13 protein-coding genes are annotated in these 17,119 nt (G+C 50.3%); 9 read left to right on the top strand and 4 right to left on the bottom strand.

The window, feature by feature from the left end; all coding sequences use genetic code 11:
• Positions 1–25: 25 nt before the first annotated feature.
• Positions 26–1,840 carry an ABC transporter ATP-binding protein gene (locus V3O24_RS17100; RefSeq protein ID WP_331308146.1) on the bottom strand — a complete coding sequence of 605 codons (1,815 nt, stop codon included), beginning with the start codon at positions 1,838–1,840 and terminating at the stop codon, positions 26–28.
• A 59-nt stretch (positions 1,841–1,899) separates the two neighbouring features.
• Between V3O24_RS17100 and V3O24_RS17095 the strand changes: the two genes are divergently transcribed.
• The 7 genes from V3O24_RS17095 to lysS all read left to right on the top strand — a co-directional run bounded on the left by V3O24_RS17095 (position 1,900) and on the right by lysS (position 10,358).
• A complete protein-coding gene (locus V3O24_RS17095) occupies positions 1,900–3,852 on the top strand; it encodes a transglycosylase SLT domain-containing protein (protein WP_331308145.1) in 1,953 nt (650 codons plus the stop codon).
• 83 nt (positions 3,853–3,935) lie between these two features.
• On the top strand, positions 3,936–4,451 hold the full coding sequence (fabA, locus tag V3O24_RS17090) for a 3-hydroxyacyl-[acyl-carrier-protein] dehydratase FabA (RefSeq protein WP_104422643.1): 516 nt from the start codon (positions 3,936–3,938) through the stop codon (positions 4,449–4,451).
• Positions 4,452–4,462: 11 nt separating this feature from the next.
• Positions 4,463–5,686 (top strand): beta-ketoacyl-ACP synthase I, encoded by a 1,224-nt coding sequence (gene fabB / locus V3O24_RS17085; RefSeq protein WP_331308144.1) that lies wholly within the window; start codon positions 4,463–4,465, stop codon positions 5,684–5,686.
• A gap of 233 nt (positions 5,687–5,919) precedes the next feature.
• Positions 5,920–6,879, top strand: coding sequence for a tRNA 2-thiocytidine(32) synthetase TtcA (gene ttcA, locus V3O24_RS17080; protein WP_258076555.1), 960 nt, complete (start codon positions 5,920–5,922; stop codon positions 6,877–6,879).
• A complete protein-coding gene (locus tag V3O24_RS17075) occupies positions 6,876–7,610 on the top strand; it encodes an SAM-dependent chlorinase/fluorinase (RefSeq protein ID WP_331308143.1) in 735 nt (244 codons plus the stop codon). Before ttcA ends, V3O24_RS17075 begins: the two co-directional genes overlap by 4 nt.
• 118 nt (positions 7,611–7,728) lie before the next feature.
• Positions 7,729–8,827 (top strand): peptide chain release factor 2 gene (gene prfB, locus V3O24_RS17070; protein ID WP_104422646.1). Its coding sequence is split into 2 segments (ribosomal slippage): positions 7,729–7,803 and positions 7,805–8,827, totalling 1,098 coding nucleotides; the frame shifts between segments, so codons are not numbered across the junction.
• A gap of 31 nt (positions 8,828–8,858) precedes the next feature.
• The gene (gene lysS, locus V3O24_RS17065) at positions 8,859–10,358 is read left to right on the top strand and encodes a lysine--tRNA ligase (RefSeq protein ID WP_331308142.1); all 1,500 of its coding nucleotides are present in this window, start codon (positions 8,859–8,861) and stop codon (positions 10,356–10,358) included.
• Between the two features lie 115 nt (positions 10,359–10,473).
• Here lysS and gloB read toward each other — a convergent pair whose 3' ends face one another.
• On the bottom strand, positions 10,474–11,238 hold the full coding sequence (gloB, locus tag V3O24_RS17060; protein WP_331308141.1) for a hydroxyacylglutathione hydrolase: 765 nt from the start codon (positions 11,236–11,238) through the stop codon (positions 10,474–10,476).
• A 275-nt stretch (positions 11,239–11,513) separates the two neighbouring features.
• Between gloB and V3O24_RS17055 the strand changes: the two genes are divergently transcribed.
• Both V3O24_RS17055 and V3O24_RS18985 read left to right on the top strand, forming a co-directional pair.
• Positions 11,514–13,022 carry an LA2681 family HEPN domain-containing protein gene (locus tag V3O24_RS17055; protein ID WP_331308140.1) on the top strand — a complete coding sequence of 503 codons (1,509 nt, stop codon included), beginning with the start codon at positions 11,514–11,516 and terminating at the stop codon, positions 13,020–13,022.
• 316 nt (positions 13,023–13,338) lie between these two features.
• Entirely contained in the window at positions 13,339–13,530 is a 192-nt protein-coding gene (locus tag V3O24_RS18985) for a type II toxin-antitoxin system HicA family toxin (RefSeq protein WP_348529995.1), read from the top strand.
• Positions 13,531–13,931: 401 nt separating this feature from the next.
• On the opposite strand, the gene uvrA is transcribed toward V3O24_RS18985, so the two are convergent.
• Both uvrA and V3O24_RS17045 read right to left on the bottom strand, forming a co-directional pair.
• Positions 13,932–16,748: an excinuclease ABC subunit UvrA gene (gene uvrA, locus V3O24_RS17050; RefSeq protein ID WP_331308139.1), complete on the bottom strand. Its 2,817-nt coding sequence runs from the start codon at positions 16,746–16,748 to the stop codon at positions 13,932–13,934.
• A 79-nt stretch (positions 16,749–16,827) separates the two neighbouring features.
• The gene (locus tag V3O24_RS17045) at positions 16,828–17,091 is read right to left on the bottom strand and encodes a hypothetical protein (protein ID WP_331308138.1); all 264 of its coding nucleotides are present in this window, start codon (positions 17,089–17,091) and stop codon (positions 16,828–16,830) included.
• Between the last annotated feature and the right edge of the window lie 28 nt (positions 17,092–17,119).

The following is a 17,119-nucleotide window of genomic DNA, read 5'->3' as shown; positions in this document are numbered from 1 at the left end:
TTATTCTATGCGCCTTTCGTCCGCCTCACTGATACTCGCCATAAAGTTTTGCATAAAGGCCGTTTTGGCTGAGCAGGGTTTGATGTTGTCCGTGCTCGCAGATTTGGCCTTGTTCAAAAACGTAAACATGATCGGCCTGTTTAACGGCGCTCAGGCGATGGGCAATGATGATCGTCGTGCGGCCGGTTAAGAATTCCGTCATGGCCTGGTGCAGTTTGTGCTCCGTCTCGCTGTCCAGCGCCGAGGTGGCTTCATCCAGGATGACCACTTTGGGATCGGCGACGATCATTCTGGCAATGGCCATGCGCTGCCGCTGGCCGCCGGACAGCCGCATGCCTTGCCTGCCGACGATGGTGTCCAGCCCTTGCGGCAGATCCTGCACGACGTCGGCTAATTGCGCGATAGCCAGCGCATTCCGTAATACGGCATCGTCGGCCGGTTTACCCAACGTCAAATTGGCGCGGATGGTGTCGTTGAACAGGACGGGGTGTTGCAGCACGGTGACGACATTTTCCCTGACCACTTCCAGGCCGATGCGGTCGATGGGCACATCGTCGAAATAAATCTGGCCGCTGTCGGGCGGGTAGAGGCCGATCAGGGTTTGAATCAAGGTCGATTTACCGCCGCCGCTGGCGCCGACCAGCGCGACTTTTTCACCGGCTTTGATTTTTAGCTGGATGCCGTCGAGTATTTTTTCCTCGCCGTAGCTGAAATGAAGATTATCCACGCGCAATGAGACGGTTTTTTTGTTTAAGAACGGGTTCTCAAGGTGAGGGTAATGCGGCTCCTGTTTCAGCGCATTAAGCCGGTTGATGCGGATTAATGCGCCTTTGGCGGCATAAAAGGCGTATTGGATGCTCAATATTTCCTGCACCGGAGCCATCATGAACCAGAGGTAACCGAATACGGCGAGCATTTGCCCGATACTGAGATCGGAATAGAACACCATCAGCATCGCACAGGCCCGGAAGATGTCGAAACCGAACAGGAATACCAGGAAACTCATGCGGGTTGCCGCATCGCTTTTCCAGGCGAAAGCGGTTGAAAAATCCTTGACCGATCGGGCCGACTCAATCAGTTGCTGGCAATAATGTTTCTCGCGGTTGCTGGCGCGTATTTGATGGATGGCTTCCAGGGTTTCGGTCAAGGATTGCTGGAAAACCTCGAAAGCGGAGTTTTCCTTGGCTTTAAGGTCTTTGACGCGCGAGCCGATTACGCGGGTGAAGTAAATGACCACGGGGTTCAGTAGTAAAATAAATAAACCCAATTGCCAATGCATCCATAATAAAACGACGGCGGTGCCGATAACGGTCAGGGCGGCCACCAGCAGTTTGCTGACCGTCGTGCCGATAAAGGTGTCTATCGTATCGAGGTCTTTAATCAGGTAATTCGCTACGGTGCCGGTACCCAGGCTTTCGTATTCGGACATCGAAATGTTTTGCAAATGGCCGATCAGGTCTGCGCGGATGCGGAACACGATGTCTTTGGCGATGCAGGAAAACTGCCGGGACTGTATGATGTTAAAAATAATCGCAATGATGCGCAGGATAACGCTGATCAGCAAAATAACGCCGATATAAAGGATCGGTAGTTGCCAGGTGACAGGGAACAGCTGGTTTACGGTCTGAATGATAATGCCGGGTTTATGCAATAGAACTTCATCGACCAGCAACGGCATCAGCAAAGGCACCGGTACGCTGGCAATGGTGGCCAGGATGGCGATAAAATGGGAAGCAATCAGTTCTTTTTTGTGTTCTAAAGCAATTTGATAAATAGTGCTCCAGCTGTAAGACTGTGTGGCCTGTTTTGATTGCACGGGATTAGATAAGGATGTTTGCATGAGCGCTTGATTATATCTGTCTGAAACATCTTTAGGAATATATTTGCTGTGAGTGAAATATGAAACACCTGTCTGGAAAATTATTGCTGTGTCTGGTTCTTTTTTCCGGCGCAGTGCTCGGCAATAGTCTCGACCGGCAAAGAAGCGATTTTTTACAGGCGGAAAGGGCGCTTGCTCAGGGCAATAATGCCGAATTTATGCGCATCAGCGCCGCCTTGATCGATTATCCCCTCTATCCTTATCTGCAATACCAGTGGCTTAAAGATAATTTACAACAAGAGGACCGTATTCCGGCTTTTTTGGCGACCTATAACGACACCCGTTATGCCGGATTATTGAGGATCAAATGGCTGGATTACTTGGCTAAGAATGAGCGCTGGAACGATTTTATCCGGCATTATAGTGTGCCCGCCGCAAACGAGAATACCGCCCTTAGCTGCCAGTACAATCTGGCGATCTACAAAACCGGCAATCAACAGCAGGCGTTGAATGAGGCCAAAAACATCTGGCTTACCGGGGATTCGTTGCCGGAGGAATGCGATCCGCTGTTATCGATATTGATGACGTCGCCCGGTTTTACGTCGGATCTGGTTTGGCGGCGCTTTGAGCTGGCCCTGGACAAAGATAATGTCTCGGTGGCCGAATACGTGCGCCGTTCGTTGGATGCGGCGGACCAGGATGTTGCCGATGGTTGGCTGCGGGTACACCAAAATCCCGCTTTAATTGAAAACAGCGGCTTTTTTAATGCGCAAATGGGGCGGCTTTTCGCTCATGGTGTAACGAGGCTGGCAAAGTCTGATTTGAACCGGGCCGTTGAACTTTGGGACGATAGAAAAAACTCTTTCCAGATAGATGCTCAAACTGCCGGGAAAGTAGAGCGCAGTCTGGCGATTGCGTTGGCGCGCAGCCGAAACATCAGCGCCTATCAACGTCTTAAGCAATTGCCGGTTGTTGACGCGGAAGTCAATGAATGGAAAGTCAGGGCGGCTTTGCTGGAACAAAACTGGCAGCATGTTGCGGAGGCGTTGGCGGGTTTGACGGCTCAGGAACGGCAGGATCCTAAATGGCAGTACTGGCAAGCCAGAATGCTGGATAAAACCGGGAACTCTTTGCAGGCGCAGGATGTTTACAATAGGCTCGCCGAAGACCGGAGCTTTTATGGATTCTTGGCCGCCGACACGGTTAATAAGCCTTATCAACTCTCCAATAAACCGGTGTTTCTGGCTGGGAATGAGCTCGAAAATCTTGCCAATGAAGCCGATTTTAAAGTGGTTAAGGAGCTTGATTTACTGAACAGGAATGTGGAAGCCGAGCGTCAATGGTGGTATGCAGTAAAAAAATTAAGCAAGGAGCGGCGCATGATCGCGGCCAAATTGGCCCAGCAATGGCATTGGGATCAAATCGCCATTACTACGATGGTTAAAGCCGATTATTGGGACGATCTGGCGTTGCGCTTTCCGGTTTATTATTCGGGCCAGATTCATGACCATGCCTACCGGCAGAACCTCGATCCGGCCATTGTTTTCGGCCTGATTCGGCAGGAAAGTATTTTCAACAAGGACGCCGAGTCGTCTGTCGGCGCGCGGGGCTTGATGCAAATCATGCCGAAAACGGGCATGCAGATCGCCCGCGAGCTAAAGGAAAAATGGCAGTCGGATCAAAGCCTGTTCAATCCCGATGTTAATGTTAAATACGGCGCTTTTTATTATAAGAAACTGCTGAAACAGTTTCATGGGCATTTCGTATTGGCAGTCGCCGCTTATAATGCGGGGCCGGGGCGTGTCGCAAAGTGGTTGCCGGGTGCCGTGGCTATGCCTGCGGATATATGGGTAGAAACTATCCCTTATCATGAAACCCGGAAATATGTCTCTTCAGTTCTGTCCTATGCGATTATTTATCAGCAACTCATACTCGGTAATTGCTCCATGCATTACTCTACCTCCTGCGTCCCGGCAGTCGAAAGAAAGGGCTTGAAGATAAAAGAATTGATGCTTGATGTGCTGTCCGGCTAAAAATTGAGCTGATTTTTTTTGATGTCTGTTAGATAATGTGCAATTTAGAATAATAATAATTACGTTAAGGTATATAAAAGATTATGGGGAAACAGCACAGTTTTACGCGCGAAGAATTGTTGATGTCCGGCAGGGGAGAACTGTACGGACCGAAAAATGCGCAATTACCTCTGCCAAATATGTTGATGATGGATCGCATTACCTATATATCTGATGAAGGCGGTAAATACGGGAAAGGCGAGATCGTTGCTGAGCTGGATATTAAGCCTGATTTATGGTTCTTCGACTGCCATTTCCAAGGCGACCCTGTAATGCCCGGCTGCTTGGGGCTGGACGCGATGTGGCAGTTGGTTGGCTTCTTTTTGTGCTGGATGGGCGGTCCCGGTAAAGGCCGCGCTTTGGGTGTGGGTGAAGTCAAATTTACCGGACAAGTATTGCCCACCGCTAAAAAGGTGACTTATCGGATCGATTTAAAAAGATTGATAATGCGGAAGTTGGTTATGGGTATCGCTGACGCCACCATGGAAGTCGATGGCAAAGTGATTTACGAGGCTACCGATTTACGGGTCGGTTTGTTTACTTCCACAGAAGATTTTTAGAGGCGTTAACAATGAAAAGAGTCGTAGTAACCGGTTTAGGAATTGTTTCCAGCATAGGGAATAACCGAACAGAGGTTGTCGATTCCCTAAAGGAAGGCCGCTCAGGAATTACTTTCGCTGACGTTTATCAGGAAATGGGTTTCCGCAGCCATGTCCACGGACCCATCAACATAGATTTAGACGCATTTATCGACCGTAAAATAAAACGTTTTATGGGCGATGGCGCGGCGTTCAACTATATTGCGATGCAGCAGGCGATTGACGATTCCGGCCTGGACGAGTCCGAGGTGTCGAATTTCAGAACCGGTCTGGTGATGGGTTCGGGCGGGCCTTCAACCTCAAACATCGTTGAAGCGGCCGATATTTTGCGCGAAAAAGGCATCAAAAAAGTCGGGCCTTATATGGTGCCCAGAAGTATGTCCAGCACGAATACCGCATGTCTTGCGACGCCTTACAAAATCAAAGGCGTTAATTACACGATCAGTTCAGCCTGTGCGACCAGCGCTCACTGTATCGGCCATGCGATGGAGTTAATCCAGATGGGCAAGCAGGATGTGGTGTTTGCCGGCGGCGGCGAGGAAGTGCATTGGACGATGTCGATGTTGTTCGATGCGATGGGCGCGTTGTCGTCCAAATACAATGACACGCCGAGCACAGCTTCAAGACCTTATGATGAAACCCGTGACGGTTTTGTGATCTCCGGCGGCGGCGGTGTTTTAGTGATTGAAGAACTGGAACATGCCAAGGCGCGCGGCGCGAAAATTTATGCTGAACTGACCGGTTACGGCGCAACTTCCGACGGTTACGACATGGTTCAACCTTCAGGCGAGGGCGCGGTGCGTTGCATGCAGCAGGCGATGGCGACTATCGGCGGCAGCAAGATCGATTACATCAACGCCCACGGCACCAGTACCCCGGTCGGCGACACCAGGGAGCTTGAAGCCTTGCGCAATGTGTTCGGACAGGATAACGTGCCGCTAGTCAGTTCAACAAAATCACTGACGGGGCACGCATTGGGCGCGGCGGGCGTTAATGAGGCGATTTATTCGTTGTTGATGATGGAAGAAAACTTCCTCAGTGCCTCGGCCAACATCACCCAGCTTGACCCGGGCGCTGCTGGCATTCCGATCGTGCGTGAACGTAAAGACAACATCACGTTAAACACGATTATGTCGAACAGCTTCGGCTTCGGCGGCACCAACGCTACACTGATTTTCCAGCGCTACAACGGCTAACGTTTTTGTTTGGAAACATGCAGAAATAAATTTAAGCTTTTACCCTGAAGAGCATGAAAGGCATGAAGGATTTAAGTCTTCATGTCTTTCATGCTCTTCATGGTTAAAATAAAACTATATCAGTGGGCAACGGTCCTCGAACCCCGCATTGTAGGATTAGACGGATTTTTTTATCCGTGTTGAACCGTCCAATCCGTTTCATCCGTGTTCTATTTATATAACATCTACTGACCATGTCAGATCCAAACCAAAAATCCAGAACTCAATTCAACAAGCTGCAAAAGAAATTGCGGCACACGGTCGGCGATGCGATTGCCGATTACAACATGATCGAAAATGGCGACAAGGTCATGGTGTGCCTGTCCGGCGGTAAGGATTCCTACACCCTGCTGGACATCCTGATGCATTTGCAGAAAACCGCGCCGGTTGAATTCGAACTGATCGCGGTCAACCTGGATCAGAAGCAGCCCGGATTTCCCGAACATGTGTTGCCGGAATATCTGGCGTCGCTGGGCGTGCCGTACCATATCATCGAAAGAGACACTTACAGCGTGGTCAAGCGGGTCATCCCCGAGGGCAACACCACCTGCGGCCTGTGCTCGCGCTTGCGCCGCGGAACCTTGTACGGTTATGCCGAAGCCAACAACGTCACCAAAATAGCCTTGGGTCATCATCGCGACGACATTCTGGAAACCTTTTTCCTGAATATTTTTTACGGCGGCAAATTAAAAGCGATGCCGCCCAAGCTGTTAAGCGACGACAAAAAAAATATTATCATCCGGCCGCTGGCGTACACCCGTGAAAAAGACATTGAGCGCTTGGCCGCGTTTAAAAACTACCCGATTATCCCGTGCAACTTGTGCGGCTCTCAGGAAAACCTGCAACGCCAAGCGATGAAAGTCATGCTGAACGCTTGGGATAAACAGTTTCCGGGGCGCCTGGAGACCATTTTCGCCAGCCTGCAAAATGTCGCGCCTTCGCAGTTGGCCGATACGCAGTTATTCGACTTTGCCGGACTAACGCGCAGCCAGCAAGCCGTTGAAGAACAGGCTATGACATTTATCGCCAGGGATGGTGTGTATGCCGTAAACCTGCCGGGAGCAGGTTCGGCGATCGCCAGGGATGGTGTGTCTGCCGCTAGCCAGTCGGGAACTGGCGCGGCGAATGCCGGGTTGGACGTATTGGCTCAGTGACCGGTATTGTCCTGTTTACCGATTTTGGGCCGTCCGGCCCTTATATCGGGCAAATGGAATCGGCGATACGGCAGACAGCCCCGAATGCGCCTGTTATTAACCTGCTGAGTAATGCGCCGACAGCCGATCCGCGTTTAAGTTCCTACCTATTGGCTGCATTGCGGCACAGTTTTCCTGTAAACAGTATTTTTCTGGCGGTCGTTGATCCCGGTGTCGGCGGCGAACGCAGAGCCGTGGTTTTGCAGGCCGACGGACAAGCGTTTGTCGGGCCGGATAACGGCTTGTTGAATACCGTCGCCGTTCAGGCTCAAAACACGCAATGGTCGGAAATTACCTGGAGGCCGGAGCATTGCTCGATGAGCTTTCACGGCCGGGATCTATTCGCTCCCGTTGCCGCAAAGCTGGCTATCAATGCGGCGGATGATTTGTTGCGGCCATTTGACCGGGATGATTTAAGCGATTGGCCCGAAGACTTGGCGGAAGTGGTTTATTTCGATTATTACGGCAATGCGATGACCGGCTTGCGCTACCGTGCGGCCTTTTCCGGCAAGACTCTGACGGTCAACGGCATTGCTGTCAAACAGGCCGACACTTTCGGTGACGTCGAAGAACAGCAGGCTTTCTGGTATAAAAACTCCAACGGTCTGGTCGAGATTGCGGTCAATAAAGGCCGGGCAAAGCGGCAACTGGGGCTTCAATTGGGAATGGAAATCTCTGTCCCAATAGTCTGAAGCCGGTAACTCGGGATGAACCGCCCCGGCTAATAGTTTATAATCACCCCTATTAAAATTTTCATCGACTGGCGTTTATATGCGCTTGGTCTCGACTGTCATTGGTTAAATACACTTCATGCAAGAAATAAATCCGATCAAAAACAAAATAGCCGACTTAAAAAGCCGTGGCGATGCCCTTAGGAGGTATCTTTGACTTTGACGTCAAGAGTGAGCGTTTAGTCGAAGTTTTAAGAGAGCTGGAAAACCCAAAAATCTGGGATAACCCGGAAGAAGCACAAGCCTTGGGTAAAGAGCGCGGCCAGCTGGAAGTCATCGTTAATACCATTAATGACCTGGAACGCGGCCTTTCTGATGCGGAAGAACTGCTGTTGATGGCGGTCGAAGAAGACGATGAGGAAACCGTTGAAACAGTCGTCGATGATCTGGCGCACTTTGAAAAAAGAGTCGCGGACCTGGAGTTTCGCCGGATGTTCTCCGGGCAAATGGACGCCAATAACGCCTTTTTGGACATACAGTCGGGCTCCGGTGGCACCGAAGCCCAAGACTGGGCTTCGATCATCGAGCGCATGTATTTGCGCTGGGGCGAGCGTAAGGGCTTTAAAACCGAGTTGATCGAAGAATCGCAAGGCGACGTCGCCGGCATTAAAAGCGCCACGATCAAGTTCGAAGGCGAATATGCGTTCGGCTGGTTGCGCACCGAAACCGGCGTGCATCGCCTAGTCAGGAAATCGCCGTTCGATTCGGGCAATCGCCGCCATACCTCGTTTGCGTCGGTATTCGTATCGCCGGAAATTGACGACGACATCGACATCGACATCAATCCCGCGGATATTCGTGTCGATGTATACCGCGCCAGCGGCGCGGGCGGCCAGCATATCAACAAAACCGAGTCGGCCGTGCGGATGACCCACAATCCGACCGGAATCGTCGTGCAATGCCAAAGCGACCGCTCGCAGCATAAAAACCGCGACACCGCGATGAAGCAATTGAAAGCCAAGTTGTACGAGCTGGAAATGCGCAAACGCAGCGAATCGGCCCAAGCGCTGGAAGACACCAAGTCGGATATAGGCTGGGGCAGCCAGATCCGGTCCTATGTGCTGGACCAATCGCGGATCAAGGATTTGCGCACCAGTGTCGAAACAGGCAACACCCAGGCGGTTCTGGATGGGGACCTGGATCAATTTATCGAGGCCAGCTTGAAGAGCGGCCTGTAAAAGTAAAATTAAACAAAAGAGTTAACAAAAAATGTCAGAAATCGAGCACGACGAACAGGAACAAATCAGGCAACGCCGCAGCAAACTGAACGAGTTGCGCGAGAACGGCGGCATTGCTTTTCCTACCGATTTTCGCCGCAATGTGGTGGCCGGCGAACTGTTGGCCGAATACAGCGAAAAATCCAAGGAAGAGCTCGAAGCAGAACCTTTGCGTGTGAAACTGGCCGGGCGGATGATGACCCGCCGGGTGATGGGTAAAGCCAGTTTCTGCCATATTCAGGATATGTCCGGCAAAATTCAGCTTTATGTGACCCGCGATGCGCTGCCCGAAAGTTTTTACAACGAACAGTTTAAGAAATGGGATATAGGCGACATCGTCGGTGCGGAAGGCGTACTGTTTAAAACTCAGACCGGCGAACTCAGCGTCAAGGTCGATGACATTCGTTTGCTGACCAAAGCCTTGCGCCCGTTGCCCGAGAAATTCCACGGCATTGCCGATCAGGAAATCAAATACCGCCAGCGTTACCTGGATTTGATTATGAGCGAGCAATCGCGCAATACCTTTTTGATCCGTTCCAAGGTCGTCGCCTATATCCGTCAATTCCTGATTGAGCGCAACTTCCTGGAAGTTGAAACGCCGATGATGCAAATGATCCCGGGCGGCGCAACGGCGCGTCCTTTCAGGACATTCCATAACGCGTTGGACATGGAGCTGTATCTGCGTATCGCGCCGGAATTGTATTTAAAGCGCCTGGTCGTCGGCGGTTTTGAGCGGGTGTTTGAAATCAACCGCAACTTCCGCAACGAAGGTTTATCGACGCGGCATAACCCGGAATTCACGATGCTGGAGTTTTATCAGGCTTACGCGGAATACGGCGACTTGATGGATTTAACCGAAGCCATGCTGCGCGGCGTCGCGATTGAAGTGTTGGGGCAAACTACGGTTACTTATCAGGGCGAGCAATACGATTTCGGCAAACCGTTCGACCGCATGACCGTGTTCGAGTCGATCCTGCATTTTAATCCCGACTTAAAAGCGGAAAATATCGCCACCCGCGAAGCCGCCGTTGAAGTCGCCAAGAAGCTGAATATTCCGGTCAAGGATGGTTACGGTTTGGGCAAAATCCAGATCGAGATATTCGAAAAAACCGTCGAAAGCCGGTTGATGAATCCGACCTTCATTACCGCGTATCCGGTTGAAGTATCGCCATTGGCAAGGCGCAACGATGACGACCCGCATGTCACCGACCGCTTCGAATTTTTTGTCGGCGGACGGGAAATCGCCAACGGCTTCACCGAGTTGAACGATGCCGAAGACCAAGCCGCGCGCTTCCAAAAACAGGTCGAAGAAAAAGAAGCCGGTGACGATGAAGCCATGCATTTTGACGCCGATTATATCGTCGCACTGGAACACGGCATGCCGCCGACAGCGGGCGAGGGCATAGGCATCGACCGTCTGGTCATGCTGTTTGCCGATGCGCCGTCAATACGCGATGTGTTGCTGTTTCCGCATATGCGGCCTAAGGGTTAAGATCGCCTCGGCGTTGACTTAAACCGTTCGTGCTGAACCCGTCGAAGCATGAACGGTTTAAGTCGTTGCGCGAAATGCCCTTCGACAAGCTCAGGGCGAACGGATTTGAGTGTAATTAAAAACTGTCCTTCAACCGCCTAACCTCCGCAAAAACCTCCACCGGCTTTTTGCCCACCATGTTAATCGTTTCCTGCAACGCCAAGCTGTCTTCCCTGAAAAACGGGTTGGTCGCTAATTCCTGCGCTATCGTCGACGGAACAGTCGGCAAGTGCTTTGCCCTCAGCTGATTGACGATCTCCATTCTTTGCTGTAATTGCCGGTTATCAGGCTCAACCGTTAACGCAAACCGGCCATTGGCTTGGGTATATTCGTGAGCGCAATAGATTTGAGTCGATCCGGGCAATGCCTTTAATTTCTGCAACGAATGCCACATCTGTTCGGCGGTGCCTTCAAACAACCGGCCGCAGCCCATCACAAACAACGTGTCTCCGCAAAACAACATGTTGCCGTCTGCAAAATGATAAACAACATGGCCGCTGGTATGGCCGGGAGTCGATATGACTCTGGCCGAATGCTTGCCGAGCGTTATCGCATCGCCGTCAACAACGCCGCGATCGATGCCGGGGATTCTATGCCGGTCCGAAAGGGGAGCAATAACCGTGCAGCCGGTTTTTTGTTTCAGCTCCAGATTGCCGCCGACATGATCGCCATGATGATGAGTATTCAGAACAGTGGTGAGCCGCCAGCCTTTTTGATCCAGAACATCCAAAACCGGCTGGGCGACAGCAGGGTCTACCACAGCGGTTTCACCCGACACCGGGTCATGAATCAGGTAAATGTAGTTATCGTTTAAGACGGGGAGTTCAAGGATGGTTAACATGTTTTTAAGCCCTTACTAACGTTAAATTAAAGATTTATAGGTGAGTCACCCTAGCAAAATCATCAGACGGATGGTGCAATAAATCTTACCGAATACGGAATAATTGGGAAATGGTATCTTATTTGTTTGTATAGCATGTTTTTCTGCTTTACACTTAATTTAATTCAAGTAAAACAATGAATTATTTAATTTTAACCATGTCTGTACGACATCTGAAATAGATTGTTGGATATATGTTGCCGTATATATGGCTTTAAACCTAAAGGAGCGTTAGTGTGCAAGAAAAACTGCACCATTTAGCCAGTGAAATTGATCAGGCGTTAGACAATGGTGATATAAAAAAGCTTCAAGATGCATTGAATAAAATTGAAGAGCTTTCAACCAAAGAAATTACCGGTTTGTATGCAGCTCAACTATATTTCTTTGCTGCAAATTGCTATGCGGGAATTAGGCAGGCTAATGGAAATGCTGATAGCTGGGCTTGGAGTAGCCCCAATGTAGAAAAAGAAATTTATTGTCTAAGACTTTCATTATCTGAATGTTATTTAATACCGTTTGAGCAAGATCAGTCTGACTTAAGGTTTAGGGTTGGTACAAACTTGGCGAATGCACTTAATCATGTTGGTCGATTTGCTGAAGCTATAGAAATTTGGGATGAAGTTTTAAATCAGCATCCGAGATTTGCAATGGCAATTTCAAACAGGGGGCATTGTCTGTGTTGGTATGCAAGACACTTATACGATACAGGACATCAACCAATATTTCTTCATGAAGCCTACAAATCCATACAAATTGCTTTGACACTAGGTGTAGAAGAGCATGCTGTTTCTGAGATCCTAGAATGGTTGGAATATCTAGGTTCCCTTGGTAATTGGGATGCTTTCAGCTTTGAACCAGAAAGCGGATCTAGGGGCCGATCTAAACTAGAAAAAAAATATCGAACTTGGTGTTTGGAGCGTAGGCTTTTTCTTAATCCATTAAATGATCTAGGGGCGGTAGATATTGCTGCTAATGATGCACTTACATTTCCATCAATTGTCGTATCTAATGATGAAGTCTCTTCAGCGCCGCCTGAAGTTTATGGGATATATAATCAATTAAAACAAGAATATGTATCTGCACGCTATATACTTTTTGAAGCAATAGAAGAATCTAGTAAAGGTATTCATTTTTCAGATAAACGAGTCAAATTGTACAATACGCTAGATTATCGTTATTCCCGTCTATGGGTCGAAAAGCTAAAAATGGCTTTTCTTGCCGCTTATGCTATATTCGATAAAATCGCATATTTAATAAATGAATATTGGAATCTAAATCTTCCCATAAAAAAAATTAGTTTCGATACCGTATGGTTTGAACGTGCCAATAAAGAGAAGGGACTTGCAGCAATTTTTGCTAATTCCGAAAATTGGCCATTGAGAGGGCTTTACTGGGTAAGCAAAGACCTATACTACAAAGCAGATTCTAGCCAACCGATGGAACCTGATGCCCGCCACTTGAACTATATTCGTAATCATATTACTCATAAATATCTGAAAGTTCATGACCATATACTTTGTGACACGAGTAATTGGCGTGATAAAGAAGGGCATGAATTGTCATATCCGATCAGTGATCGCGAATTAAAGCAGCAGGCTATAAAGTTACTTAAGCTCGTGCGTAATGCACTGATCTATGTTTCATTGGCAGCACACAGTAATGAATGTAAAGCTAGGGAAAAAATTGGTGAAGGATTGATAGGAGAAATGCAATTGTTTGAAATCGGTGATCGCTATCGGCTATAGTTTTAACAAATTTTTCTAGCTGGATGATGGGGATATAAACAACATACCTGACCTACCGGTTGTCAAAAACGCTGCCTTTAGGTTCAACAAATAAAACTTAGAGAAAATATATGAAATTTAATGTGACAATCGATCGAGGCGAGGATGGCATTTGGGTCGTCGAATGCCCAGCCATCCCCGGTTGTGTTAGCCAAGGCCAGACTAAGGATGAGGCGTTAGAAAATATCCAGGATGCAATATACCAGTGCCTCCAGGTTCGCGCTGAGCGTGGATTGCCTTTGACTATTGAGACTCGGCAAATCGAGGTCGCAGCATAATGCCGCCTTCGCTTCCCGTTCTCAGGGGACGCGAGGTTGTTATCGTATTCGAATCACTGGGATGGCAGGTTGCGCGGCAGAGTGGAAGCCACATCATTATGGTCAAGGAAGGAGAAACAATCACTTTGTCTATTCCCGATCATCGGGAGGTTGCAAAAGGAACGCTAAGAAGCCTAATTAATCATGGGTAACCCCCCGGCAGAGCCGGGGGGTTACCCATGATTAATTAAACCTGTTTTAGAGCGTCGCCATCCTTTAGGTGGCGCATATTTAACCCGCTTTGAGCGGTTCACATATACAAGCCTCCGGCTTTGCCGGAGGTATTTTGACTCGCATGGCGGGTTTGACAGTAGCCGAGTTTATGGCTGCGCTGTAGGTTAGATAGGCGTTAGCCGAGTAGATTAGGTAACTGTTTCGTCTCCTGCATTTCGGCATCCGGTGATGGGGCAAAGTCGAGTAGGTCGGGCAACAGCTTTTTCGTTGCCCGACGTTCAGGTGTTCGATTACGGGAGAGCTATAGATAAACCTCAAATCTTTGTTTTTTTGAAACGGAAATGTCGGGCATAAACAGCATGCCCGACCTACATAACTACTACTCAAAAAACCGCTTCAAATACTCCCCCGTGTGCGAAGCCGTATTCTCGGAAACCTGCTTAGGCGTCCCCTCAGCAACCAGCGTTCCGCCGCCGTCGCCGCCTTCCGGTCCCATGTCGATGATCCAGTCCGCAGTCTTAATTACATCCAGATTATGCTCGATGACGATCACGGTATTGCCGTGATCGCGCAGAGTATGCAACACACCCAACAATTGCTTGATGTCGTGGAAGTGCAGGCCGGTGGTCGGTTCGTCCAGGATGTACAAGGTCTTGCCGGTATCGCGCTTGGACAGTTCTTTGGCGAGCTTGACCCGCTGTGCTTCGCCGCCGGACAGGGTGGTCGCATTCTGCCCCAGCGTGATGTAGCTCAAGCCTACCTCGACCAGAGTTTGTAATTTGCGGGCCAGCACCGGCACGGGTTTGAAAAACTCGGCCGCATCTTCGACGGTCATGTCCAGCACTTCATTGATGGTTTTGCCTTTGTAGCGTATCTCCAGCGTCTCCCGGTTGTAACGTTTGCCGTGGCAACTGTCGCAATGGACGAAAATATCCGGCAAAAAATGCATTTCGACTTTAATCACGCCGTCGCCTTTGCAGGCTTCGCAGCGGCCACCTTTGACGTTGAAGCTGAACCGGCCGGGCGTGTAACCGCGCGAACGCGCTTCCGGCGTCGCCGAAAATAATTCGCGTATCGGCGTGAACAGGCCGGTATAAGTGGCCGGATTCGATCTGGGCGTCCGGCCGATCGGGCTTTGGTCTATATCGACGACTTTGTCGAAATGCTCCAGGCCTTCAATCGCGTCGCAGGGTGCGGGAATGACGCCGGCGCGGTTGATTAACCGCGCCGCATGGCAGTACAAAGTATCGTTAACCAGCGTCGATTTGCCGGAACCGGAGACGCCGGTCACGCAGGTCAGCAGGCCGATAGGGAATGCAATATCGACGTTCTTCAGGTTATTGCCGTGCGCATTGCGGATAACGATCTGTTTGTCTTTATCGACGGGCGTCAGTTTTTCGGGAAAGGTAATGCCGATTTTCCCCGATAAATATTGGCCGGTTAACGAGTCCGGGTTGTTGATAATGTCTTCCAACGTGCCTTGGGCAATGATCTGCCCGCCATGCACGCCTGCGCCGGGGCCTATATCGACGATATGCTGGGCCGAGCGGATTGCATCCTCGTCATGCTCGACCACGATCACGGTGTTGCCCAGGTCGCGCAGGCGGAACAAAGTGTTCAGCAGACGCTGGTTGTCGCGCTGATGCAGGCCTATCGACGGCTCGTCCAGCACGTACATCACACCGACCAGACCCGCGCCGATTTGGCTGGCGAGGCGGATGCGCTGCGCTTCGCCGCCGGATAGCGTGTCGGCGCTACGATCCAGCGTCAAATAGTCGAGGCCGACATTGACCAGGAATTCCAGTCGCTCCTGGATTTCCTTGACGATTTTTGCCGCAACTTCGCCGCGCTTTCCGCTTAGGTTAAGCTGCGAGAAGAAATCCAATGATTTGCGGATCGGGAAACGAGTCAGCTGGTGCAGCGGTAAGTCTTCAACAAATACATTCCTGGCCGAAACATTAAGTCTTGCACCCTCGCAAGCGTTACAGGGTTTGTTGGACAGATATTTGGCCAGTTCATCGCGCACCAGTAGCGAATCGGTCTCATGGTAACGCCGATCCATGTTGGCGATGATGCCTTCAAAACTGTGGCGTCTCTTCTTGACCGATCCGGTTCCGGCCATGAATTTGAATTCAATCTCCTCATGGCCGCTGCCGTACAGAATGATGTCCTGATGTTCTTTGGACAGTTCCGAGAACGGCGCTTCCGGGTCGAAGTTATAGTGCTTGGCCAGAGAGCAGATGATCTGGTAGTAATAGGCGTTGCGCCGGTCCCAGCCGCGAATCGCGCCGCCGGCAAGGCTGATGTCGGGGTTATGGATAATCAGCTCGGGATCGAAATGCTGGCGCACGCCCAGGCCGTCGCAACTGGTGCATGCGCCTTTCGGGTTGTTGAACGAGAAGATGCGAGGCTCAAGTTCGGACAGCGAGTAGCCGCAATGAGGACAGGCGTAACGCTCGGAAAACATCAGTTCGGTCGCATCATCGATGCAGGCGGCGATCGCAATGCCGTCGGCGATGCGCAGGGCCGTCTCGAAGGATTCGGACAGTCGTAAGGCGATGTCGTCGCGAATCTTGAAGCGGTCAACGATGACCTCGATGGTGTGTTTCTTTTTTAAATCCAGCACCGGCGGCTCGTCCAGGTCGTACACCGTGCCGTCAATCCGGGCGCGGATGAAGCCCTGTGCGCGCAGGTCGTCCAGCAGTTGGATATGTTCGCCCTTGCGGTCGTTGACCACCGGCGCCAGCAGCATCCAGCGCTGGTCGGGCGCTTGCGACAGCACATGATCGACCATCTGGCTGACGGTTTGCGCTTCCAGCGAGACATGATGTTCGGGGCAGCGCGGCGTACCGGCGCGGGCATAGAGCAACCGTAAATAATCGTAGATTTCGGTGATGGTGCCGACCGTGGAACGCGGGTTGTGCGAGGTGGATTTTTGTTCTATGGAAATGGCCGGGGACAAGCCCTCGATATGGTCGACATCGGGTTTTTCCATCATCGACAGGAACTGGCGGGCGTAGGTGGAAAGGGATTCCACGTAGCGCCGTTGCCCTTCGGCATAAATGGTGTCGAAGGCCAGCGACGATTTGCCCGAACCGGACAGCCCGGTGATGATGATCAGTTGATCTCTGGGCAGGTCAAGATCGATATTTTTCAGGTTATGCGTTCTGGCGCCACGAATGCTAATCGTATCCATTAAATAATTCCGGCAATTTCAACAACCGTATAATATACGAGCAAAGCCGCATGAACACAAACGGCGCACACTAGCGGTTTTAAATAATGATCAACGCATTAAATTCATTCGTTTTCAAATATATTCGATTCATTGAAATGGTCGGCGTGCTGATGCGTATTTTCAGCTTCTCGCTGGTCAGTTGGATGGGCCCGGAAAGTCCGTTTATGTTTGTCTGGGCTTTTAACACCACGGATGCGGTGATGCTTTCCTGGTTTCGATACTCAAGAAGGACAGCGCCTATACCTTGCTGAACGTGTTTTGGATTATGGTCGGTATTGTCGGCATGGTTAGGGCCAGTCACATTTCATCTGTTGATTTTAAAGCCATCT

Source organism: Methylobacter sp. Wu8 (assembly GCF_036440755.1).
GTDB classification, from domain to species: Bacteria; Pseudomonadota; Gammaproteobacteria; order Methylococcales; family Methylomonadaceae; genus Methylobacter_A; species Methylobacter_A tundripaludum_A.
This window is presented reverse-complemented; position numbering and strand designations above follow the sequence as displayed.